This is a genomic window from Thermanaerothrix daxensis, assembly GCF_001306145.1.
GTDB lineage: Bacteria > Chloroflexota > Anaerolineae > Anaerolineales > Anaerolineaceae > Thermanaerothrix > Thermanaerothrix daxensis.
In genome coordinates this window covers 1,069,694-1,090,913 of record NZ_LGKO01000002.1, presented here as the reverse complement: position 1 = coordinate 1,090,913, position 21,220 = coordinate 1,069,694, and the positions used below count along the sequence as shown (strand labels likewise).

At 51.6% G+C, this 21,220-nt stretch carries 24 protein-coding genes; 14 read left to right on the top strand and 10 right to left on the bottom strand.

Annotation, left to right across the window (positions count from 1 at the left end; genetic code table 11):
* Positions 1-48: 48 nt before the first annotated feature.
* From SE15_RS05370 to SE15_RS05360, 3 genes are read right to left on the bottom strand one after another with little or no spacing between them, the layout of a single operon-like run.
* Positions 49-2,481, bottom strand: coding sequence for a heavy metal translocating P-type ATPase (locus SE15_RS05370; protein ID WP_054521057.1), 2,433 nt, complete (start codon positions 2,479-2,481; stop codon positions 49-51).
* 60 nt (positions 2,482-2,541) lie between these two features.
* Positions 2,542-2,751: a heavy-metal-associated domain-containing protein gene (locus tag SE15_RS05365; protein WP_054521056.1), complete on the bottom strand. Its 210-nt coding sequence runs from the start codon at positions 2,749-2,751 to the stop codon at positions 2,542-2,544.
* A 5-nt stretch (positions 2,752-2,756) separates the two neighbouring features.
* Complete coding sequence (locus tag SE15_RS05360; protein WP_054521055.1) at positions 2,757-3,035, bottom strand: metal-sensitive transcriptional regulator; 279 nt, start codon at positions 3,033-3,035, stop codon at positions 2,757-2,759.
* Between the two features lie 177 nt (positions 3,036-3,212).
* Between SE15_RS05360 and SE15_RS14075 the strand changes: the two genes are divergently transcribed.
* From SE15_RS14075 to folK, 4 genes are read left to right on the top strand one after another with little or no spacing between them, the layout of a single operon-like run.
* Positions 3,213-3,770 carry a TlpA family protein disulfide reductase gene (locus SE15_RS14075; RefSeq protein WP_083461721.1) on the top strand — a complete coding sequence of 186 codons (558 nt, stop codon included), beginning with the start codon at positions 3,213-3,215 and terminating at the stop codon, positions 3,768-3,770.
* Positions 3,771-3,776: 6 nt separating this feature from the next.
* Positions 3,777-4,529: a prolipoprotein diacylglyceryl transferase gene (locus tag SE15_RS05350; protein WP_054521053.1), complete on the top strand. Its 753-nt coding sequence runs from the start codon at positions 3,777-3,779 to the stop codon at positions 4,527-4,529.
* The gene (locus tag SE15_RS05345; protein ID WP_054521052.1) at positions 4,513-5,238 is read left to right on the top strand and encodes an SDR family oxidoreductase; all 726 of its coding nucleotides are present in this window, start codon (positions 4,513-4,515) and stop codon (positions 5,236-5,238) included. Before SE15_RS05350 ends, SE15_RS05345 begins: the two co-directional genes overlap by 17 nt.
* A 25-nt stretch (positions 5,239-5,263) precedes the next feature.
* Positions 5,264-6,115 carry a 2-amino-4-hydroxy-6-hydroxymethyldihydropteridine diphosphokinase gene (folK, locus tag SE15_RS14070; RefSeq protein WP_083461720.1) on the top strand — a complete coding sequence of 284 codons (852 nt, stop codon included), beginning with the start codon at positions 5,264-5,266 and terminating at the stop codon, positions 6,113-6,115.
* Here the strand turns inward: folK and folE are convergent.
* The 3 genes from folE to fni are packed head-to-tail and all read right to left on the bottom strand — an operon-like array spanning position 6,112 to position 8,840.
* Positions 6,112-6,750: a GTP cyclohydrolase I FolE gene (gene folE, locus SE15_RS05335; protein WP_083461719.1), complete on the bottom strand. Its 639-nt coding sequence runs from the start codon at positions 6,748-6,750 to the stop codon at positions 6,112-6,114. The two genes, folK and folE, sit on opposite strands and share 4 nt — an antisense overlap.
* 36 nt (positions 6,751-6,786) lie before the next feature.
* Complete coding sequence (locus tag SE15_RS05330; RefSeq protein ID WP_054521051.1) at positions 6,787-7,803, bottom strand: polyprenyl synthetase family protein; 1,017 nt, start codon at positions 7,801-7,803, stop codon at positions 6,787-6,789.
* Positions 7,800-8,840, bottom strand: a complete 1,041-nt coding sequence (gene fni, locus SE15_RS05325; RefSeq protein ID WP_054521050.1) for a type 2 isopentenyl-diphosphate Delta-isomerase — start codon at positions 8,838-8,840, stop codon at positions 7,800-7,802. The genes SE15_RS05330 and fni overlap by 4 nt, the downstream gene beginning before the upstream one ends.
* A gap of 204 nt (positions 8,841-9,044) precedes the next feature.
* On the opposite strand from fni, the gene acpP reads away from it, so the two are divergent.
* Entirely contained in the window at positions 9,045-9,284 is a 240-nt protein-coding gene (gene acpP / locus SE15_RS05320) for an acyl carrier protein (protein WP_054521049.1), read from the top strand.
* Between the two features lie 63 nt (positions 9,285-9,347).
* On the opposite strand, the gene sucD is transcribed toward acpP, so the two are convergent.
* The 4 genes from sucD to SE15_RS05300 all read right to left on the bottom strand — a co-directional run bounded on the left by sucD (position 9,348) and on the right by SE15_RS05300 (position 13,127).
* A complete protein-coding gene (sucD, locus tag SE15_RS05315; protein ID WP_054521048.1) occupies positions 9,348-10,226 on the bottom strand; it encodes a succinate--CoA ligase subunit alpha in 879 nt (292 codons plus the stop codon).
* On the bottom strand, positions 10,210-11,367 hold the full coding sequence (sucC, locus tag SE15_RS05310; RefSeq protein ID WP_054521047.1) for an ADP-forming succinate--CoA ligase subunit beta: 1,158 nt from the start codon (positions 11,365-11,367) through the stop codon (positions 10,210-10,212). The genes sucD and sucC overlap by 17 nt, the downstream gene beginning before the upstream one ends.
* Positions 11,368-11,495: 128 nt before the next feature.
* Complete coding sequence (locus SE15_RS05305; protein WP_054521046.1) at positions 11,496-12,533, bottom strand: SPFH domain-containing protein; 1,038 nt, start codon at positions 12,531-12,533, stop codon at positions 11,496-11,498.
* A gap of 45 nt (positions 12,534-12,578) precedes the next feature.
* Positions 12,579-13,127, bottom strand: a complete 549-nt coding sequence (locus SE15_RS05300; protein WP_054521045.1) for a hypothetical protein — start codon at positions 13,125-13,127, stop codon at positions 12,579-12,581.
* A gap of 269 nt (positions 13,128-13,396) precedes the next feature.
* Here SE15_RS05300 and SE15_RS05295 point away from each other — a divergent pair, with 269 nt between their 5' ends.
* The 9 genes from SE15_RS05295 (at position 13,397) to hpf (ending at position 21,213) form a co-directional block, all read left to right on the top strand.
* Positions 13,397-13,543, top strand: coding sequence for a Flp family type IVb pilin (locus SE15_RS05295; RefSeq protein ID WP_054521044.1), 147 nt, complete (start codon positions 13,397-13,399; stop codon positions 13,541-13,543).
* Positions 13,544-13,745: 202 nt separating this feature from the next.
* Positions 13,746-13,892, top strand: a complete 147-nt coding sequence (locus SE15_RS05290) for a Flp family type IVb pilin (protein WP_054521043.1) — start codon at positions 13,746-13,748, stop codon at positions 13,890-13,892.
* Between the two features lie 182 nt (positions 13,893-14,074).
* Entirely contained in the window at positions 14,075-15,157 is a 1,083-nt protein-coding gene (gene cpaB / locus SE15_RS05285) for a Flp pilus assembly protein CpaB (RefSeq protein WP_054521042.1), read from the top strand.
* Positions 15,158-15,187: 30 nt separating this feature from the next.
* Entirely contained in the window at positions 15,188-16,432 is a 1,245-nt protein-coding gene (locus tag SE15_RS05280) for a response regulator (protein WP_054521041.1), read from the top strand.
* Between the two features lie 3 nt (positions 16,433-16,435).
* Positions 16,436-17,833: a CpaF family protein gene (locus SE15_RS05275; protein WP_054521040.1), complete on the top strand. Its 1,398-nt coding sequence runs from the start codon at positions 16,436-16,438 to the stop codon at positions 17,831-17,833.
* Between the two features lie 31 nt (positions 17,834-17,864).
* Positions 17,865-18,833, top strand: coding sequence for a type II secretion system F family protein (locus tag SE15_RS05270; protein ID WP_054521039.1), 969 nt, complete (start codon positions 17,865-17,867; stop codon positions 18,831-18,833).
* 19 nt (positions 18,834-18,852) lie between these two features.
* Positions 18,853-19,803 (top strand): type II secretion system F family protein, encoded by a 951-nt coding sequence (locus SE15_RS05265; RefSeq protein ID WP_054521038.1) that lies wholly within the window; start codon positions 18,853-18,855, stop codon positions 19,801-19,803.
* Positions 19,804-19,814: 11 nt separating this feature from the next.
* Positions 19,815-20,573: a ComF family protein gene (locus SE15_RS05260; RefSeq protein WP_083461718.1), complete on the top strand. Its 759-nt coding sequence runs from the start codon at positions 19,815-19,817 to the stop codon at positions 20,571-20,573.
* Positions 20,574-20,640: 67 nt separating this feature from the next.
* Positions 20,641-21,213: a ribosome hibernation-promoting factor, HPF/YfiA family gene (hpf, locus tag SE15_RS05255; protein WP_054521036.1), complete on the top strand. Its 573-nt coding sequence runs from the start codon at positions 20,641-20,643 to the stop codon at positions 21,211-21,213.
* Positions 21,214-21,220 lie beyond the last annotated feature (7 nt).

The window sequence follows — 21,220 nt, the reverse complement described above, 5'->3', positions numbered from 1 at the left end:
AAAGGGCTCGCACGGTTGTGCAAGCCCCTCTATTTCGCCCTCTTCTGATTAGCCCAATTGCACTCGTTGCAAACGTAGGCTGTTAGTTACGACAAAGACACTGCTAAATGCCATAGCCAGCGCTGCCAGAATCGGGCTCAAATAACCCATTGCCGCCGCAGGGATGAGGAGGATATTGTAGAAGAAAGCCCAGAAGAGGTTTTGGCGAATCGTACGCAAAGTTCTCCACGAAAGCAAAATGGCTTTCGCCACGCCCCGTAAGTCCCCGCCAACCAGGGTGACCGGTGCGGTAGCCATCGCAATATCCGTACCTGTCCCAATGGCAATGCCCACATCAGCTTGTGCCAGTGCAGGGGCATCGTTAACACCATCTCCTACCATAGCCACCACATTACCTCTCTCCTGCAAGGCTTTAATCGCCTCGGCTTTATGTTGAGGCAATACCTCAGCAATGACCTCCTCAATTCCAACTTGAGCAGCAATTGCCAGCGCCGTCGGGCGCTGATCGCCAGTAAGCATGATAACCCGCAGTCCCAGGTCTTTCAGAGCACACACGCCTTCACGCGCACCCTCCCGCAGGGTATCCGCAATTCCAATCACGCCGCAAGGTACCCCGTCCACAGCCACAAGTACCGGGGTTCGAGCCTCGGACCGGATCCTTTCCACAACCGGCGCCAGACCGTTTAGTACCAAGCCTCGCCTCTCAAACATACCCGGGCTTCCGACGATTACCCGATGCCCTTGAATTTCCCCCTCGACCCCTTGCCCAACATCAACGCTAAATCCGGCAGGGGTTTCTAAAGAAAGCCCTCGCGAGATTGCCTCTGCCACAATCGCCTCTCCCAAGGGGTGACCACTAACCTGTTCTACACTGGCGGCCAACTGAAGTAAGCGATTTTCGTCCTGCGCGGCATGCCACGTGGGTGCAACGAATATATGCGTGACCTGGGGCTGCCCGCGAGTTAATGTACCCGTCTTATCTAACACCACCACGTTTACCTGCCCCGCTCGCTCCAGAGCCTCGCTGTTACGGAAGAGGATACCTAATTCTGCACCCTTCCCAGTACCCACCATAACCGCGGTCGGAGTAGCCAGGCCTAGGGCACACGGACAGGCAATGACCAGTACTGCTACCATGTGAATCAGCGCACGCGCAAACGTCGCATTAGTATCTCCAGGTACGGGCACCCCAAAATACCAAATTACAAACGTCACCAGCGCAATTAAAAGAACCAGGGGGACAAAAATTGCCGAAATGCGATCTGCCAAACGCTGGATGGGAGCTTTGCTGGCTTGCGCCTCCTGCACCAACCGCACAATCTGAGCCAGGAAAGTTTCCTTGCCAACGCGGGTAGCCTCAAATCGTAGAAACCCCTGCTTATTTAAGGTGCCCCCGATGACAGAATCGCCCGGTTTCTTTTCCACTGGCAACGACTCACCGGTGAGCATGGACTCATCCACTGTTGAACGCCCCTCAATCACAACACCGTCCACCGGAATGCGCTCACCTGGGCGCACCAATATAATATCGCCCAACTGGACTTCCTCAACGGGCAGCTCGCGTTCTTGTCCATCGCGTATCACGCGGGCCGTTTTCGACTGCAGTCCCATTAACTTACGAATGGCATCACTGGTCATGCCCCGTGCACGGGCTTCCAGAAACTTCCCCAAACGCACCAGGGTGACAATGACCGCCGCAGTTTCGAAATAGACATGGCCCTTAAGCCACCCCAAAACCACCGCCACAGAATACAGGTAAGCCACTGAAGACCCCATGGCGATTAACACGTCCATATTAGCGGACCCATTGCGCACAGCATGATAGCCATTACGGTAGTATTGCCAACCCACATAAAACTGCACCGGCGTCGCCAACACCCATAAAAGCACATCAAACCAGCGCGTGTGAGCAAAAGCCATGGGTAGCAACCCCAGATCGCGACCCATCGCCAGCAAGAACAGTGGAATGGTAAAAATCAATCCCACCACGAGCAAACGCCTTTGCTGAGCAAGTTCTCGGCGCCTGGCTTCGGCCTCGGCATCTTGAAATTCAATCTGACCCTCAACCACTTCAAATCCGGCACGACGAATAGCCTGGCGGAGATCTTGCTGGCTGACCAGTGTAGGGATATACCGCACGAACACCTGGTTAGTCGGATACAACACCTGCACCTCGCGCACTCCTTCCAGCCGAGCCAATACCCGCTCCAGGCGATGAGCATCATTTATATCACTCAACCCCTCTACTGACCAGCGCACTTCGCCCGTGGCAATTCCGTAACCAGCACGCTCTACTCGAGCCACCAGGGCATCCAGACGGGTCAGGGTAGGGTCAAAAATCACCGTAGCACGCTCTGAAGCCAGGTTGACGGCCACATGCTCTACCCCTTTCTCTTTCTTCAAATTGCGTTCAACGGTTGCGACACAATTAGCACACGTCATCCCGGTAATGGGCAGCACCACCTGCTGCTTTTTTTCCATAACCACCTCCACGAAGGGCTTCAGGGCGGAGAGTCGCCCTGAAGCCAAACCGAAGATCTTTTAGGCTTTTTGAGGAGGATAGTTGATCTCCACCAGTAATTTCTCAATACTTTCAGGGGTTGCTGGAGCCTCATACTGAACTCTGACCTTTTTGCTGGATAAATCGGCCTCCACCGCACGCACCCCATTTAATTCATGCAATTCCATCTTTATTGTGTGTATACAATGAGCACAGTGCATTGCTGGCACATAGAACTCAATTTCTGACATGGGATCTACCTCCGTTGGGAAAGATTTGTAGCGTTGAAAACCTCAACAATCTCTTTAAGGACCCGCTCACGCTCTTGAGGGTCTTCTCCGCGCAAGGCCGTAATGACGCAAGAGTGAAGATGGTCATCTAAAATCATAGCGCTGATCTTGTCCAGCGCTGCCTGAACTGCCTGGATTTGACGAATCACGTCAATACAATAGGCACCCTCCTCAACCATGCGCTGGATTCCCCGTAAATGTCCTTCAGTAGTCTTCAAGCGTGCCAGAACTTCTGGATTTGCCATTATTCCTCCAATCTACCCCCTCCCCCAGGGGGAGGGTAATTATATTATACCAAATTTTCCATAATTTGGTATATTTTACAAGGCCTCTTTCCTATACCAGTTAGCCCCCTATGTCTTCCAGGGGGTGTAAAAAGCCAATGCCTTGACACCCTCTCGGTTTACGAATAGCATAACACTGTGCTCGAATTCCTACGACGTCACTGGCACTCTGTCAGGGCCACATCTCTGATTTTAGGGCTGGTGTGGATAGGTCTCTCTGCCTTCTTTTTCCCATCTCGTCCCGACTTTCACCCAGCCCCGAGGCCTGGATTTACGGCCCCTCCCCTCACACTGGATACTCTGAACGGCTCTCCCCTTGACCTTGAGCAGGTTCATAGCCAGGTGATTGTGCTTAATTTCTGGGCATCCTGGTGCCCGCCCTGCCGCGCTGAAATGCCGGTTTTCGAAAAATTGAGTCGCGAATTTGATCCTGCAAAGGTGCACTTTATCGGTATTAATACCACCTACCAGGATGATATTACACAGATGCAGCAGTTCGTCCGCGATAACGACCTAACCTTTACCATCGCTCTCGATATTGAAGGCCAGAGTAGTCAGACCTACCAAATTCAAGCCCTCCCCACCACTTTCCTCCTGGATCAGCGTAAGGTTATTCGGACAATGGTATTAGGCGGTCCTGTTTCAGAAGCCTGGCTGCGGGCTGAGATTCACCGTATTCTGCAGGCACCAAGGTGAACGAAGATGTTTCCGGTTATTCAAATCGGCCCGCTTTCCTTACAAACCCCCGGCATTATTCTCCTTCTGGGGCTCTGGCTTGCCCTGTGGATCTCCGAAAAATTGTATTCGTACCGCACCCAAACATTTGGAATTTATTATGATCTAGTCCTGGTTGCCCTTATTGCGGGCATCTTGGGAGCACGTTTGGGTTATGCGGCCAAAAATTCATCCGTATTTTTACAAACCCCCTCGGCCTTGATTATCCCCTCCCCACAGATGCTGGATCTTCCCTCGGGAATGATGTTTGCCGCTTTAGCGGCCTTGGTGTACGGCAATCGTCGTGGCTTGAGGTTTTGGCCCACTCTCGATCAATTAACCCCAGCCGCCTCTATCTTTGCACTGGCTCTTCACCTCGCCGATCTGGCTTCCGGCAACGCTTACGGTGCCCCAACCTCGGTTCTCTGGTGCATTCCTTTATGGGGAGAATGCCGTCACCCCACTCAAGTTTACGCCTTTCTCCTAGCCCTTGGCATCACCGCAGTTATCCTGCGTAGCATGCGCGAAACCTGGCCCAATGGAATGAGATTTTGGACATTTCTCGCCTTGACCGCATTGGCACGCCTGATCATTGAGCCTTTTCGAGGAGACTCCGTCACCTGGTTCCATTTCCGCCAGGCTCAAATCATTGCCTGGGCTGTGCTGGCTCTCAGCCTGCACCAGATTGGCCGCTGCCTTCAAACAACTCCTAAGGAGCAAGACCATGATCCTTCAGGGTAAAACATTTCTTATAACCGGTGCTGCACGTCGTTTGGGGCGCATCTTTGCTCTGGCCATTGCCAGAGAAGGGGGAAACGTAATCATCCACCATGGGCACTCTCCTGATGAAGCCCAAGAAGTCGCTCACCTGGCCACAGACATGGGAGTCAAGGCCTGGGTCTTAGAAGGCGATCTTTCGGATCCTACCAATGTAGAGGCACTGCTAGAGCGTGCCTGGGAAATGGCACCCCTGGATGGTCTTATCAACAATGCAGCAATTTTTGAGGATCGCAACCTCTGGCAAACGGACTTAGAAGCCTGGCAACGCCATCTCAATATCAATCTCACGGCTCCTTTCCTTTTAAGCCGCCAATTTGCTCTGCGGCTATCCACCGCGAAGACAGGGCGCATCCTGAATATTCTTGACTGGCGTGCGTTGCGGCCGGGCAGCGATCACTTTGCATATACTATCAGTAAAGCCGCCCTGGTCGCTTTGACTCGCAGTCTGGCACTGGCACTGGCGCCACGCATCGTTGTCAACGGCATTGCATTGGGAGCCATTTTACCTCCCAGCGATGGCAACATTTCTCCGAATTTTCTAGAAAACATACCCGCCCAGCGTTGGGCAACTCTGGAAGAAGTGGAACAAACACTGCTCTTCTTCCTCAATGCCCCCACTTACATAACGGGGGAGATCATTCACCTTGATGGGGGACGACACCTGGTCTGATCCAAGCCATTTCGAGGAGATCACCATGGACATCACTTTTATTCATGATCTGCTAGTGCGAGGTGTTATTGGAATCAGCGAGCGCGAACGGGCGCAGCCTCAGGACATTCTGATTAACCTGGCTTTGTACGGGGATGTATCCAGGGCTGCCCAGAGCGACCGTATCGAGGATTGTATCAATTACCGAACCATTGCCAAAAAAATCATCGCCTACGTGGAACGCATTGAACGTTTTACCGTTGAAGCCCTGGCCAACGACATTGCCCGCTTGTGCCTGGAAGAGCCCGGGGTCATGGGTGTACGCGTACGTGTTGAAAAGCCAGGCGCCGTGCGCTTCGCCCGCTCTGTCGGGGTAGAAATCGAGCGCTTCCATGAGACGAGTAGTAGCGCCACCATACACCAGGCCTATGTGTTGCTCGGAAGCAACATTGCCCCTGAGACCCATATCGCGGCTGCAATCCAGCGCCTCAAGGAAGCCTGCATTGTCAATGCCCTCTCCAACATTTGGGAAACCGAAGCGGTGGGTTCTCCCGGCCCACGCTTTCTTAACGCAATTGCCTGGATTTCTACGCCCCTCGATCTGGACAAATTCAAAGCCGAGGTGCTCGCGCCCATTGAACAAGCACTGGGACGGGTTCGGACCGCCGACAAGAACGCCCCCCGCACCATTGATCTAGATGTGATCGTTTTTGACGAGCGGGTTTTAGATGATAATTTGTGGCAACGCGATTTCATTGCGTTGCCGCTAGCTGAATTGCGACCCGACCTGAGCCGTTCCACCAACGAAGAGAGTTTGGCCGAAATTGCTCAGCGCCTGCGCGCCTCCTCTTCTGCCTTTGTGCGCACCGATCTACGTCATTTGACGCGCCTGAACTAGATGTGCAAGGGCTCGGCGCTCCGCGAAATGTTATCCAGAAACTCCATTCGTGTGGCCATGCTGGTGCGGAAAGCACCCAGCATGGTGGATGTGGTCATGCGTGAATTATGTTTCTTGACGCCTCGGATCATTGCGCACATATGGATGGCCTCTACGACAACCGCAACTCCCAGAGGATGCAAAACCTCGTTCAGGAAATCCGCAATTTGGCGGGTCATGCGTTCCTGAACCTGCAATCTCCGTGCAAACATATCAACAACCCGGGGGATCTTGGAAAGGCCAATAACTTTGCCTCTGGGAATATAAGCCACATGAGCCCGTCCAATAAATGGCAACATGTGGTGTTCGCAAAGACTGTAGAATTCAATATCCCGGACCACAACCATTTCGTCATAATTGACGTCGAAAATAGCCTCGTTGATCAACTCAACCGGATCTACTCGATATCCAGCCAGTAATTCTTCGTACATACTGGCTACCCGCTCAGGTGTGCGTATCAGCCCTTGCCGTTCTGGGTTCTCCCCAAAAGCGATCAGCATTCTCCGAACGCTTTCTTGAATAGCCTGAGTATCAATTCCATCCCCATCCAGGAGTTCGGCAGCCGCATAGATATTTGCATCAATGGTTGAGGACATAAATCTACCTCCTAATAAAATAGTCTCTTTACAAATTTATTTTTGACGATTCAACATGGCATGAGTTAACTCCCTCAACGCCTGAAGTGCTTCGTTACTTAGACCTGACCGATCCAACCACTCCAAGGCTTCACGTGTCAGGCGATCTGCCTCGGCTAGAGTTTGCGCCTGGATACCCTCTTCAATTAACCACTGTGCCAGGATAGGGGCCTCATCAGGTTGGATGTTCCCTTCTCGCCAGCGCCGGGCAAAACGCCCGTTTTTAGCCAACCCCAATACAACGGGAAGCGTTTTTTTCCCACTGACCAAATCACTTTCTGTGGATTTCCCCGTAAGCGCCGCACTTCCCCATATTCCCAGCCAATCATCTACCACCTGGAAGCACAAGCCCAGTGCATAACCATACTGCGAGAAAGCCCGCTGAAGTGCTTCATCTGCTCCTCCGATCAGAGCCCCAATATGAGCGCATGTCTGGATCAAGGCTGCAGTCTTTCCTGCAATCATCCTCCAGTAAAGATCAACCGGAATTTCTCGATCCTGCTCAAAAGCGATATCAAGATGCTGCCCCCCCGTCAAACGAAGACAAGTTTCAGCAAATAGCGATTGAACCTGAAAAACCACCTCGGATCTAAAGTGATTACGCAACTCTTCCAGCGCAATGAACGCAGTTGCAAACATTGCATCACCGGCATTGATCGCTTGAGCCTCCCCCCATTTCGCCCAAACAGTAGGTCGGCCTCGACGCAAAGGACTGCGATCTTCAATATCGTCATGGATCAAGGAAAAGTTGTGTAAAAGTTCAACAGCCGCCGCTGCCGATAAGGCCCTTTCCCAATCTCCCCCCACAGCCTCGGCAACAAGCAGCAATAACATGGGACGTAACCGTTTCCCCTGGGCTTCCTCTCCTGCCCCCTCACCTTCCCACCCCATATGGTAGCGCAACATACCAACCATGCCAGAATACTGGTTCAAGACCGGGTGGTTAAGGGCTGTCTGTAAGGCAGCCTCTAATTTTGGCCGATAGCGTGACAAAAACGGAGCAAATGAACTCATGATCTCACCACCCTTTGAAGGGGAATTGTGCGCAGTGCGGGGATGGTGCCCGCCCCCACCGAAAACATGGTAATACGAAGTGCCAGGAGTATCTCCTCAACCAAGCCCCCTACTTCATCAGATGATTTTGCAGCGGCTCTCAAGAAAGGCCCCGCCATCCCCACCAGCGAAGCCCCCAAAGCAATGCATTTGGCAACTTCCAAGCCATTACGAATCCCTCCTGAGGCAATCAAGGGAAGTTCAGGGACCGCTTTGCGCACGGCCTCTAAGGCATGAGCTGTAGGAATTCCCCAACCCCTGAACAGGGCAGCCACACGGGCTCGCGATTGATTTTGCATGCGGTACATCTCCACCTGCGACCATGAGGTTCCTCCCGCCCCCGCCACATCAATAGCCGCCACACCCACCTCAACCAGGCGTCGTGCCACCTGAGCCGAGATTCCCCACCCCACCTCTTTCACCACAACTGGCACCTCAATCGTTTGGCACACTTCCTCGATTTTTTTGAGCAACCCACGAAAACGCGTATTACCTTCGGGTTGAAGCGCCTCTTGGAGGGGATTGAGATGTAAGATTAAAGCATCTGCCTCAATCATCTCAACAGCGCGTCGGCAGTCTTCAACCTTATAACCATAATTTAGTTGAATCGCACCCAGATTAGCAAAGAGCAAAATATCTGGTGCGCTTCGCCGCACCTTGAAGGTGTCGCTACTCTCCGGGTGTTGAAGGGCGGCACGTTGTGAACCTACCCCCATCGCTAACCCGTATTGTTGAGCCACTTCCGCCAGCCGCAGATTTATGATCCCCGCTTCCGGTGTTCCCCCGGTCATTGAGGAAATCAAAATCGGTGCCCCAAGGACCTTACCCAGGAATTCACTTCGCAAACTTATGTCTTCAAAATCGAGCTCGGGCAGGGCATTATGCTCAAAAACATAGTTCTCTAGCCCATTGCTTAGTTCCGATTGCACATCCTTCTCGAGATTGATCCTTAGGTGATCATTTTTTCGTAATTGGAGATCCGGATCATGTCCTTCCATGCGCACCTGCTCGACCTGTTATGGGTTGGAGTATACCAGAGCCAATCATAAAATCTGAGAGTTATCTTTGGCAGAGATTGTACAACTAGAATCGTTTTAGTACATCTCTTTCGCATCGCCTTCTGACAAACCGCCTATTATTATCTTGACATGCATTAATCCCGAATTACAATTACTGCAACCTTAGAGACCCAGGAGGTTATGATGAGCGACACATTTGAAGAGGTCAAAGCGGTGATCGCCGACGTTTTGAAGATCGATCCTAGCGAAATCACCCCCGAGACCCGCATTATCGAAGACCTCAAAGCCGATTCAATGGACCAATTCTTCCTGATAGATGGTCTCAGCCAGAAGTTTGATCTGGCAATCTCCGACGAAGATGCCCGTCAGATCAAAACCGTAGCCGACGCAGTACGCTACATTGAAACTCACAAGAAGGCCTGAGAAAAAGGCACGGAAGCAAATTGCTCTTCCGTGCCTTGACCAGCACTTTTACCTCGAACGGGTTCACTTTCCTAGATAAGGCTCAATTAATTCTGCTACTTGTTCAGGATGTTCGGCGATCCGAACTCCTGCTGCTTCAAGCGCATTAATTTTGTGCTCTGCAGTGCCGGCCCTTCCCTCGATAATGGCTCCCGCATGTCCCATGCGCTTACCAGGCGGGGCTGAGCGGCCCGCAATGAAACCCACCACCGGTTTCGTTACGTGGCGAGAGATATATTCTGCCGCTCGTTCTTCATTATTACCCCCGATCTCCCCGATCAGGACAATGGCTTCTGTGTAGGGGTCAGCCTCGAATAGCGAAAGCACGTCAATGAAATCTGTACCCTGAATAGGGTCACCCCCAATGCCCACACATGTGCTTACCCCAATCCCCTTAAGCTTTAGGGCGTAAAGCACTTCATAAGTTAGGGTACCCGAACGCGATACAACTCCAACATTCCCCGGCAGGGCAATGTTTCCAGGGATGATCCCCACTTTACACTCCCCCGGTGTAAGAGCGCCGGGGCAATTGGGTCCCACCAAACGCACCTGCTTCTGATCCAGGTAGCGCCTGACCCGCATCATATCCTGAATGGGTATGCCCTCAGTAATACAAAAGATCAGTTGAATCCCCGCATCAGCAGCCTCAAAAATCGCATCAGGCGCAAAGCGCGCCGGAACAAAGATGACGCTTACATCAGCACCAGTGGCCTCAGCCGCAATTTTGACAGAATCAAAAACCGGGACTTTACCATCGAGAACCCACTCCCCTCCTTTTCCCGGGGTTACCCCCGCCACAATATTCGTGCCATAAGCATACATCTGCTGGGTATGAAAGGAACCCTCGTGTCCGGTAATACCCTGCACCAATACACGTGACCTGCGATTAATCAAGATGCTCATAACCCAACTCTCCTTTGCTAACAGCTACGGCTTTTCGGGCAGCCTCAACCAGGGTTTCTGCGGTTATCATGTGAGCATCCGCCAGCATCTTGCGACCTTCCTCGGCGTTTGTACCCACTAGGCGCACAACCATGGGAACCTGGGGTCTGACTTCGGATAATGCACCCAGAATACCACGTGCCACCTCGTCACACCGGGTAATCCCGCCAAAGATATTAATCAAAACGACTTTCACCCTCGAATCGGAAAGAATAATGCGCAGAGCTGCCGCCACTTTATCCGCACCCGCGCCACCACCAATATCAAGGAAATTGGCTGGTTCACCACCATGCAACTTAATAATGTCCATGGTCGCCATCGCCAGCCCCGCTCCATTGACCATACACCCGATTTCACCATCCAATTTGATATAAGAGAGACCATACTTCCGGGCTTCCACTTCGGCAGGGGCTTCTACATCCAGGTCTCGCATTTCAACCAGATCCGGATGGCGGAAAAGCGCGTTATCATCCACGCTCATCTTCCCATCTAAGGCCAACATGCGCTTATCGGCGGTAATGACCAGCGGATTGATTTCCACCAGAGTCGCGTCATGGGTTGTATAGACCCGCCATAACCCCTCGGCGATGCTCATGAAGGTTTTCCAGTACTCCCGCGGTAAATCAATTGCCACCGCAATATCACGAGATTGATAATCTCGCAGGCCGATCAAGGGATCAATATAGACTTTGACAATCTTTTCCGGAGAACGACGTGCAATTTCCTCAATATCCACCCCACCTTCGGCTGAAGCCATCATGACCGGGCAGCGCGCATTGCGGTCATTCGTAATACCCACGTAGAGCTCACGCTCAATATTGACAGCCTCGTCTACCAATATTTTTCGCACCGGCAGTCCCTTAATATCCATCCCCAGGATAAAGGTAGCCAACTCCTCTGCCTCTTCAGGTGAACGCGCAAGGCGAATCCCTCCCGCCTTACCGCGCCCACCCACCAGCACCTGAGCTTTGATGACTACCTTTCCTCCCAACTCTTCAGCAATGTGCTTGGCTTCGGTAGAGTTGAGAGCCACCTTCCCCCGAGGAATGGGAATGCCAAAACGGGCAAAAATCTGCTTAGATTGATACTCATGGAGATTCATAACTCATCTGGCCCCTCATCAAATTGGGATGGCGTGGCAATTATAACATGGAGGTATTGAAGGAATTTAACAGCGCCCAGCCCGGCGACGTATTTTGCCGGGCTGGCTTTTTGCGCATTTATCATACGTTAGCCTTTAAGAAAATCCTCAAGAGCCTGGCGACTGATCCGATAGGCATTTCCAATTTTCTTTGCCTTTAGTTCGCCCGCTTGGATAGCAGCCAGCACATCCTCTTCTGAAACGCGCAAGATTGTTGCTGCCTCCGCAGGGGTCATGACTTCGGGAATCCCGGTGGCAGACTTGCCTGCCTCTTCACCACCTTTCCCGCTTCCTTGCAGAGATTGAGAAATCACATTACCCAGGCCAATTCCCGCCCCAATACCCGCGGTTAGCCCTGCGCCACCGCTCGGATTCTGGGCGGCATCCCGCAATGCATCTGCTGCCTGCAACTGGGTATAAGTGGGCAAATCCAGCATGCCCATCGCCCGAAGCTCTTCAGCCGATTTTTCAGAAGGTTTCAGATTCGCAATGTAAAACGATTTGAGAGTCAACCCCAGGGCTGCAAAATCATCCTGGGCCTTAGCCCGAATTCCCGCACCTATCTCCTCAGTAAGTCCGATCAATTCCGTTACCGGGCGCTTGGCAGCAATTTCACCCAGCAGATCTTGCAATTTAGATAGTAGAACAGCGCGAAGGCGATCTTCGATGTCTGACATGCGATAGATTTTCTGGGCTCCTACGACCTGAGTCACAAACTGCTGGGCATCCCTCACCTGAAATGAGTAAGTGCCAAAACCCTGCAACAGAGCCACGCCCAAGCCCATCCCCGGGTTTCGCACCAAAATCGGCTGCGGCGTACCCCATTTTCGGTCTACAAATTCACGCATAGACACAAAATACACCTCAGCCGTAAACGGAGTACGATTATTAAATGCCTTTCCCAGGAAATCAATTAGGAGTGGGATATTGGCAGTGGTGATAGTATGGCGGCCCGGACCAAAGGAATCCAACGCACGACCATCCCGGAAGAACACAGCCCTTTGGGCCTCCCGCACGATCACTTGTGAACCAATGCGCAAATCGGCAATTCCCTCTTCGGGAAAACGATGCACAATCTCATCCACCATCTCGCTTGGATATTCAACGACATCAAATATTCTTGCCATCTTGAATCACTCCTTATCTTACCAAAATGGGTTTGGGATAGCCTTCTATGCTTTTTCATCTGATGAGTTACTTTGAGGCGAAATCCCCATCAGCACCTCAGCCCGCTTCTCAAAAGTGTCCAGGCATCTCTGGGCTGCAGCAACGAGATTGCGCACAGCTGCCCCCAAACCCTCCCCGCCGATAGAAGCCTCCACATGATCGAGAGCCCGTGCCACCTCGTCCTCCAAATTCACCATCGCCATATCGTACTCGTAGAGACGCGACAAATCCTCTGGTCGGATGCGAACGGCATCAAAGAATCCCGTATAACCATAGGCCGCTGTCTTCAATCGGTCAATAAACTGGCGAAGTTTTAATGAAGCCTCTTCAATGTCATCCACCAGTTCCAGTTCCCCTTCTCCAAGCAAGGCACGTTGCACAGCAGATACGCGTTGCCATAACCCTTCAAAACGGTTAGCAAGCGTTTCACGCAGCATCTTATCGGCTACCCTACGCTGAGCACGTTCCACATACCCGGCGAATCCTGGTATTCGGCTTAGCAACTGATTGAAAATATTTTGATCGCCCTTGATGCGATCGTAGATATCGCTCATCTTGCCTCCTAAAGATTCTTTTTTCTAGAAAGAATAGACTCTCTTTGATTATAGGTCTAAACAGGCCGGGGCACAATCGGTTTTTCTGGAATTATTCAGTAATCCGTTTGCTCACCCATATTGAACGTGTAACGTGTAGACTGCACAAGACTCAATCATTGATTAGCAAATGTAAGGGTTTTGCAAGGTGAAGGCGCTTTACAAGGCTACGTTTTCTTTCTATAATCAAAACGTAAGTAAACTACCCACTAGAAAGGAGGTGAACTGCGATGCTGTTTGCACCTAAGGAGAAGGGCCAGGGCCTGGTTGAGTATGCATTGATCCTTGTTCTGGTAGCAGTTGTTGTTATTGTCGTCCTCGCCCTCCTCGGCCCCGCCATCGGCAATGTGTTTAGCCAGATCATGAACTCCATATAACTCACCCTAGTACTTGCAGTTCAACATAAGCACACCGAATAAGCCCTATCTGGTAGATAGGGCTTATTCGGTGGTTGCTCCAATTCATTATTTTTTGTGCATTTGCTGTAAGTAAATTGTAAGGATATTTTAATTAGTTTTAGGTGTGAGATTTGTATAATGAGGGCAAGGCTATCCACAAATAGAAAGGAGGTGAATTGCGATGCTGTTTGCACCTAAGGAGAAGGGCCAGGGCCTGGTTGAGTATGCATTAATCCTTGTTCTGGTAGCAGTTGTTGTTATTGTCGTTCTCGCCCTCCTCGGCCCCGCCATCGGCAATGTGTTTAGCCAGATCATAACGAAAATCTAGCCAACCCCCATCACCTATTGCGCAGGCACGAAATAGACCCTGCTAGGCAGGGTCTATTTCGTGAGTTGCAAAACTAACAATTTTGAAGAGATACCCATTTGACAAATTGCCTTATAATAGTGCTATCTACACATCGCAGTGACGATCCAGTGAATCATCTGTCCAACGGGAGGTTATAGAAGATGGCCGGTCGAACCAGGCGAGGTGGGCTATTAATCATCATTGTAGCACTTATCCTTCTGTTGCTTGTAGGAGCTGCCTACGTATGGCTCCAAATGCAAGGAGGATTACCGGGGCAGGCCCAACCCCTGCCCACTCAGGCTCCGCAGGACATGGTGGATATCGTCATCACCACTCAGTTCATTGCCCGTGGATCAGAAATTGTTGAAGGGGCGGTCACCACCATTCCTTACCCCCGCGATAAACTTGTCGCTGGCACTTTCATCACTGACCCCCAAACCGTTTACGGCAAACGGGCGAAATACGATTTGGAGCGTGGCATCCCCTTAACCCCCGGGGCACTTTTAGAGCCCGGTGCCGGCTCTGTCGTTTCATTCGACATTCCCAAGGAGTATGTAGCCCTGTCGGTACCAATCTCAAGCCTGACCTCTGTTTCTTACGCACTTCAACCAGGGGACCACGTAATGGTAATTGGGTGTATGCTACTGGTGGATGTAGATCAACAGTTCCAATCCAAACTACCCAATAAACTTCCCCAGGTGATCAAACCAGGGCTGGTTAACGAACCCGAATCGCTTACCCCTGGCTTCCTGGATAGTTCCACGTTAACCGACCAGGGGCGGGCTGAGTTTGATCCCACTCTCAATCAGCCCCTTTATGCTGTTCCCTCTGAATCCCAACGTCCTCGGCTGGTCTGCCAAACCATCATTCAGGATGCCGTAGTATTGCGCATGGGCGAAGTTATTCAGGCACAGGCTAGCACTGCTCAGCAACCTGCCCCCACACCTCAACCGGGTGAAACGGTTCCAACCATCACCGCTCCCAGTGCTGTGACGCTTGTGGTCAGCCCCGAAGATGCTGTCATCTTGAACTTCATGATGCTCGAGGGGATAAAGATCAACCTGGCTTTGCGCAATCCAACGGATACCAAGCCAATAGTTACCGATGCGGTTACCCTCCAATATTTAATGGATCAAAAGAACATCCCCCTGCCGGCTAAATTGCCTTATGCGGTTGAGCCGCGAGTGGATCAATTAGAATTTCCCAAGTTACAGAGTGAGGTGACACCCACCCCAATGCCTTAACCTCTACTGGCAATCGGATCAGGAGCCTGCATGGCAAACGCTGAGAAGATTAAGGTTATTATCGTTGATGATATTTCGGAGACTCGGGAAACCATACGGCGCGCCCTTCATCTCGAGCCCAATGTTGAAGTCGTAGGCGTGGCAAGAAATGGTCAGGAAGCCATTGAACTTGCCACCGAGTGCCGTCCTGACGTCGTCATCATGGATATCAACATGCCGGATATGGACGGCATCAAGGCGACCGAAGCCATCCGCCGAAAGGTGCCCTATACCCAGGTGGTTATCCTTTCCGTTCAGAACGATCCTGGGTACATGCGACGTGCCATGCTTGCTGGAGCACGTGACTTCCTCTCAAAACCGCCGGATATTGATGAATTACTGGCTGCAGTCAGGCGCGCTGGCACAATGGCACTGGAAGAGAAACGAAGCGCTCCGGCGCCTGGAGTCGTAGAGGGTGGAGTAATGGGCGGCATGCCTGGCCCGGCTCAAAAAGGTAAAATCATTGCAGTCTACGGGCCAAAAGGTGGCACAGGCAAAACCATTTTGGCTACTAACCTTGCTATTGCCCTGCAGGTTCAGAACCAACGCACCATCTTGGTAGACGGTGATTTGCAGTTTGGCGACGTAGTCGTCATGCTCAATGAACGGGGAAAAAACAGCGTCATTGATCTCGCCATCCGGGCCGATGAGCTTGATGCCGAGATAGTTGAAGGGGTGGTGGTCACCCACCGAGAGACCAAGCTTCCCATCCTGGTTGCTCCCTCTCAACCCGAGATGGCCCTTCAGGTAAATGGTGAGCAATTTGCCAAACTCCTTCAGTTCTTGAGCACCCTATATCGCTTTGTAATTGTGGACACCTCTTCCTATCTGAGCGATACCACGCAAGCCATTCTGGAAATCGCCGACTTTATCATCTTGATCACAACCCAGGAACTGCCAACGCTTAAAAATGTCAGCCTGTTCCTAACCCTGGCAGATAAATCCAACATTTCGCGCGAACGCATTATCCTGGTGTTGAACCGTTATGATAAGCGCATCAGCCTCGATGCAGAAAGAATTTACAACAGCCTAAAACACCCGGTAGAGGTTGTGATCCCCCTGGACGAGCGCGCGGTTATTCAATCCATCCTGAAAGGTCGTCCTTTTGTGTTAGAAGATCGCGCCAGTGCGATTTCGAAAGGGGTTCTCAGCCTTGCTGACCTTATTCAGCGTAAAATCACTCAACTTGAAGCACTTCCGGAACGTGAAACCGCTAGTAAGAAATGGGGAGCATAAACAATGTCACTGTTAAGTCGTTTATCTGGTGAAACCTCAACACCCAACAACCATCAAGACGCTGGTTCGGGTATCCTGCGCACAACCCCTACTCCCGTCAAGCGGGTTCCCACCCCGATTCAGCCTACCGGCACCGATACTTACCAGGATCTCAAGAATCGGGTTCAAGCCAAACTTCTCTCCACACTTGACCCCTCGATGGATGTGACCAAGGTCGCTGAGGTACGGCGCACCATTCAGGAACTATTTGAACAAATTCTGAATGAAGAGAACATCGTACTTTCACGCCCTGAACGCGCCCGTATGTACGAACAGATCGTGGCCGAAATTCTAGGATTTGGTCCTCTGCAGCCTCTCCTCGAGGACGACACCATCACCGAAATTATGGTCAATGGAGCCCGCAACATTTACGTCGAGCGACGCGGCAAGATCCAACGAGTTCCACTCTCCTTTGAGGACAATGAACACGTCATGCGCATTATTGAGCGCATCGTAGCACCTCTCGGCCGGCGTGTGGATGAATCCTCCCCTTATGTAGATGCTCGCCTACCAGATGGCTCGCGCGTTAACATTGTTATTCCACCGATTTCGCTCGTAGGTCCGGTCATTACCATTCGTAAGTTTGCTCGCAACCCCATCACGGTTGATCAGCTCATTCAATTCGGCTCAATTACCCCGGAGGCTATTCAATTCCTCGATGCTTGCGTGAAGGCTCGCATCAACATCGTGATTTCGGGCGGTACCGGGTCCGGTAAAACCACCTTGCTAAATGTCCTCTCTGGTTTCATTCCTCCGGATGAGCGCATTATTACTATTGAAAATGCTGCCGAATTGCAACTGCGTCAGGAGCATGTGGTAACACTGGAATCCCGCCCACCCAATATTGAGGGACGTGGCGAGATTACCATTCGTCAACTGGTCATCAATGCTTTGCGTATGCGCCCCGACCGCATCATCGTGGGCGAAATTCGCGATGAAGCCGCCCTGGACATGCTCCAGGCCATGAACACTGGTCACGATGGCTCTATGACCACCTGCCACTCCAACAGTCCGCGCGATACCCTGGCTCGCATCGAAACCATGACCATGATGGCCGGCATGGACCTGCCCAGTCGGGCTATTCGCGAACAGATTGCTTCGGCTATTGATTTAGTGGTCCATCAAGAACGCATGCGTGACGGTACACGCAAAGTGGTAAGCATATCTGAAATCACAGGTATGGAGGGTGAGGTCATCACCATGACCGATCTCTTCGTCTTTGAGCAAACTGGCTACGAAAATGGGAAGGTGGTTGGGCGGCTACGTCCAACCGGCTTACGCCCCAAGTTTATGGAAAAAATCGAGTCTGCCGGTATACATCTGCCACCTTCTATATTTGGAATGATGGAACGACGCCGCTAATAGGGAGCATTAACAGACAGGACAGGGAACTATGGTTGAGCCACTTTTAGTACTAATGATCGGCGGGGGATTGGCACTCTTGCTCCTGCTCATTGGAATCGTGGTCTCCATAACCAGCGAACGAGCCCTCGTAGAACAACGCCTGGGCCGCTACGTCGAACTCCAACGCGCTCAACCCCTCACGGAAAAAGAAAGAGCCCGTCCTCTGGTGGACTGGCTTAACCGCCAGGTTGAACGTACCTCTTATGGTGATCGCATCTCACGCGAGTTGGCGCGTGCCGATCTCAAACTCAAATCCGGGGAATACTTTCTAATTATCCTATTGAGCACCGCCATAATTGGGCTGGTTTTCTGGAACATCGGCGATCGTTCTATCATCATGGCCATCCTTGGAGCCATCCTTGGCAGTCAAATCCCCCGTTTTTACGTTAAAATGCAGCAACGCAAGCGCCTAATCAAATTCAACGAACAACTGCCGGACATGCTGAATCTAATGGTCAACGGCCTTCGGGCAGGCTTTTCCACCCTGCAGGCCATGGAATCGGTTAGCCGTGAAATGCCCAGCCCAATTTCTGACGAGTTCCGACGAGTTGTTCAGGAAATTCAGCTGGGTGTGCCAATGGACCGCGCGCTCGATAATCTTCTCCAGCGCATCCCCAGCGATGATCTGGATCTGGTCATCACCGCCATGAACGTTCAGCGGGAAGTTGGTGGTAACCTAGCCGAAATTTTGGATTCTATTTCTTTCACGATTCGCGAGCGCGTCCGCATCAAGGGTGAAATCCGTGTTCTGACAACGCAGGTGATGTATTCAGGACGCTTCCTTTCCTTATTGCCAATCATTTTGATTGCCGTCCTCTACATGATCAATCGCCCCTACGTTATGGAATTTTTCAAAGCCGAAAACTTCCCATGCGGTTATATTGCGCTGGGTATTGCGCTCTTCCTGATCGTTACGGGTTATCTAGTAATGAATAAACTGGGAAATATCGAGGTGTGATGAACCCAGGAGGCATACGATGACCATGTTAATCGGCTTGCTTGTATTTGTTCTGGTTGGAGTCATCGTTCTAACCATCATTGGCCTGCGCAATCCCGAATTAGCCAATGAGCGCGCTCTCCAGGCACGCCTCGAAGAATTCAGCCGCACGGGCGAAGCGGTAGATCTCCGCAAATTGGAACTCTCACAACCTTTCACTGAGCGGGTTCTTTTCCCACTCGCTCGCAAATTAGGCGAATTTGCCTCGCGATTTACCCCCGCCAACTTGATCCAGAGCTACAACAAGCAATTAGAACTGGCAGGGGTTACTGGCTTTTGGGATGGAGGACTTATCCTCGTTTCTCAGGGTTTTCTTGCCGTTGTCTTTGGCGGCTTGATTTTCGTTCTTTTTACCCTGGGCCCCAACCGCCAGCCTCTGGGAACCACGCTACTCTTGGCTTTCGTTTTCGCGCTATTGGGTTTTGTCTTTCCGATCATGCTGCTATCAAGTCGTATCTCGCGACGGCAACGCGAGATACGCAAAGCCATGCCCGATGCCCTTGACCTGCTAACCATTTGCGTCGAAGCCGGTCTGGGGTTTGATGCTGCCATGCAGAAGGTCAGTGAAAAATGGCAAAGTGAGCTTTCTCTTGCTTTCGCCAGAGCCATTCAAGAGATTCAGTTGGGAAAGACGCGCCGTGAGGCTCTACGCTCCATGGCAGAGCGAATTGGCATTCCTGAAATGACCTCCTTTGTTGCTGCGGTGATCCAGAGTGAAATGTTAGGTGTCAGCCTGGCCAAAGTGCTGCGCATTCAATCTGAACAAATGCGGGTCCGGCGACGCCAGCGCGCGGAGGAAGAGGCCCATAAAGCCCCATTGAAAATGCTCATCCCAATGGCATTGTTGATCTTCCCTTCGCTTATGATCGTATTACTAACACCCGCTGCCCTGCGTCTGATGCATTCGGCACTGGGGGCCATGTTCCGATAAATCTGGCCTTTATGTCGACGGGGTTAACCACGTCCTACTCATGGCCTTTCAGCATTTATCGTGGCTTCTGGAGGGCTATAGATTGGATCTTCCCTCCCACTTGTGCGGGCTGTGGCGCAATGGGCTTTCGCTTCTGTCCAAACTGCGAGGCCCAGGTCGTGCGCCTCAACCAGGACCGGGTATGCCACTGTTGTGGTACCCCCCTCCTCAACTCTGGAAACACTTATTGTTCCCAATGCCAAAATACGCCCTTAGCCCTGAATGGAATACGTTCCTGGGCCATTTACCAGGGTCCCCTGCGTAAGGCCATTCAAAGCCTCAAGTATCATCGAAATTTGGGGCTTGGAGATCACTTTACCCCGGATCTTCTTCACACCTTTTTACCCCAACACTGGAACATTGATCTGATTATTCCGGTTCCCCTAAGTCCTGCCCGCCAGCGACAACGCGGTTACAACCAGGCGAGTGTATTGGCTGCACCTCTAGCCCTGGCGCTACACAAGCCATTGGTATCCCGAGGCCTCAAAAAGTGTCGCGAAACCCCCAGCCAGGTAGGACAATCCGCAAGTGAACGTTGGAAGAATGTTCAAGGAGCCTTTGAATCTGACCCTCGCCGTGTCTCAGGATACAACATCTTGCTGGTAGACGACGTATTCACCACGGGCGCCACCCTGAATGCTTGTGCTGAGGCTTTGCTCGATGCCGGTGCCAGTGCTGTTTACGGTCTGACTCTGGCACGGGCTATCTCACATGCAGACGACCAACTTTAAGTTATACTTTAGATAAGCCCTGAACCAGTGAGACTTAATGGGCGCGAACTTTTATGGAGGAAAACCTATGCCTATGAATATTGAAATCTTTACGCGTAACATTGACTTGAATGACCGCATTAGAGAATACGTCAACAAGAAGGTTTCAAAACTCGATCGGATGATTAATGACGTGGAAGAAACGCGCGTTGACCTGGCTTATGTAAAATCGGCTCGCAACGCAGCCGATCGTCAGGTTGCTCAGATCACTTTACGCGGCCGTGGGTTCATACTGCGCGTAGAGGAACGCTCTGATGATATCTTTGCTGCCATTGACGAAGCAGTTGATAAAATGCAGCGTCAAATTTCACGCTACAAAGGAAAACACTACCGAGGTCGAGGTGATGGCACCCCGGCTTCTGCGGTGGCTGGCGTGGTGGCACCTCCGGAAGAAGAGATGGAGGAGGAAGAAATGCCCATTATTGCCCGCCGCAAGACCTTCACACTGGCACCCATGGACGAACTGGAAGCCATCGAACAAATGAAGCTCTTGGGTCACGAAAATTTCTTTGTGTTTTATAATGCCAACACAAACGCCATAAACGTGCTCTATCGGCGGCGAGATGGGACTTACGGCCTCATCGAGCCAAAGATTGGATAAGCAAGCC

Bases quoted from the DNA above. Each gene is read 5' to 3' on its own strand.
- SE15_RS05360 (WP_054521055.1), bottom strand. From the start codon at position 3,035: ATGGCAAATCCAGAAGTTCTGGCACGCTTGAAGACTACTGAAGGACAT.
- acpP (WP_054521049.1), top strand. From the start codon at position 9,045: ATGAGCGACACATTTGAAGAGGTCAAAGCGGTGATCGCCGACGTTTTG.
- SE15_RS05300 (WP_054521045.1), bottom strand. From the start codon at position 13,127: ATGAGCGATATCTACGATCGCATCAAGGGCGATCAAAATATTTTCAAT.
- SE15_RS05365 (WP_054521056.1), bottom strand. From the start codon at position 2,751: ATGTCAGAAATTGAGTTCTATGTGCCAGCAATGCACTGTGCTCATTGT.
- hpf (WP_054521036.1), top strand. From the start codon at position 20,641: ATGCCTATGAATATTGAAATCTTTACGCGTAACATTGACTTGAATGAC.
- SE15_RS05345 (WP_054521052.1), top strand. From the start codon at position 4,513: ATGATCCTTCAGGGTAAAACATTTCTTATAACCGGTGCTGCACGTCGT.
- folE (WP_083461719.1), bottom strand. From the start codon at position 6,750: ATGTCCTCAACCATTGATGCAAATATCTATGCGGCTGCCGAACTCCTG.
- SE15_RS05275 (WP_054521040.1), top strand. From the start codon at position 16,436: ATGTCACTGTTAAGTCGTTTATCTGGTGAAACCTCAACACCCAACAAC.
- SE15_RS05330 (WP_054521051.1), bottom strand. From the start codon at position 7,803: ATGAGTTCATTTGCTCCGTTTTTGTCACGCTATCGGCCAAAATTAGAG.
- folK (WP_083461720.1), top strand. From the start codon at position 5,264: ATGGACATCACTTTTATTCATGATCTGCTAGTGCGAGGTGTTATTGGA.
- SE15_RS05350 (WP_054521053.1), top strand. From the start codon at position 3,777: ATGTTTCCGGTTATTCAAATCGGCCCGCTTTCCTTACAAACCCCCGGC.
- SE15_RS05260 (WP_083461718.1), top strand. From the start codon at position 19,815: ATGTCGACGGGGTTAACCACGTCCTACTCATGGCCTTTCAGCATTTAT.
- SE15_RS05265 (WP_054521038.1), top strand. From the start codon at position 18,853: ATGACCATGTTAATCGGCTTGCTTGTATTTGTTCTGGTTGGAGTCATC.
- SE15_RS05370 (WP_054521057.1), bottom strand. From the start codon at position 2,481: ATGGAAAAAAAGCAGCAGGTGGTGCTGCCCATTACCGGGATGACGTGT.
- fni (WP_054521050.1), bottom strand. From the start codon at position 8,840: ATGGAAGGACATGATCCGGATCTCCAATTACGAAAAAATGATCACCTA.
- sucC (WP_054521047.1), bottom strand. From the start codon at position 11,367: ATGAATCTCCATGAGTATCAATCTAAGCAGATTTTTGCCCGTTTTGGC.
- sucD (WP_054521048.1), bottom strand. From the start codon at position 10,226: ATGAGCATCTTGATTAATCGCAGGTCACGTGTATTGGTGCAGGGTATT.
- cpaB (WP_054521042.1), top strand. From the start codon at position 14,075: ATGGCCGGTCGAACCAGGCGAGGTGGGCTATTAATCATCATTGTAGCA.
- SE15_RS05305 (WP_054521046.1), bottom strand. From the start codon at position 12,533: ATGGCAAGAATATTTGATGTCGTTGAATATCCAAGCGAGATGGTGGAT.
- SE15_RS05270 (WP_054521039.1), top strand. From the start codon at position 17,865: ATGGTTGAGCCACTTTTAGTACTAATGATCGGCGGGGGATTGGCACTC.
- SE15_RS05280 (WP_054521041.1), top strand. From the start codon at position 15,188: ATGGCAAACGCTGAGAAGATTAAGGTTATTATCGTTGATGATATTTCG.
- SE15_RS05295 (WP_054521044.1), top strand. From the start codon at position 13,397: ATGCTGTTTGCACCTAAGGAGAAGGGCCAGGGCCTGGTTGAGTATGCA.
- SE15_RS05290 (WP_054521043.1), top strand. From the start codon at position 13,746: ATGCTGTTTGCACCTAAGGAGAAGGGCCAGGGCCTGGTTGAGTATGCA.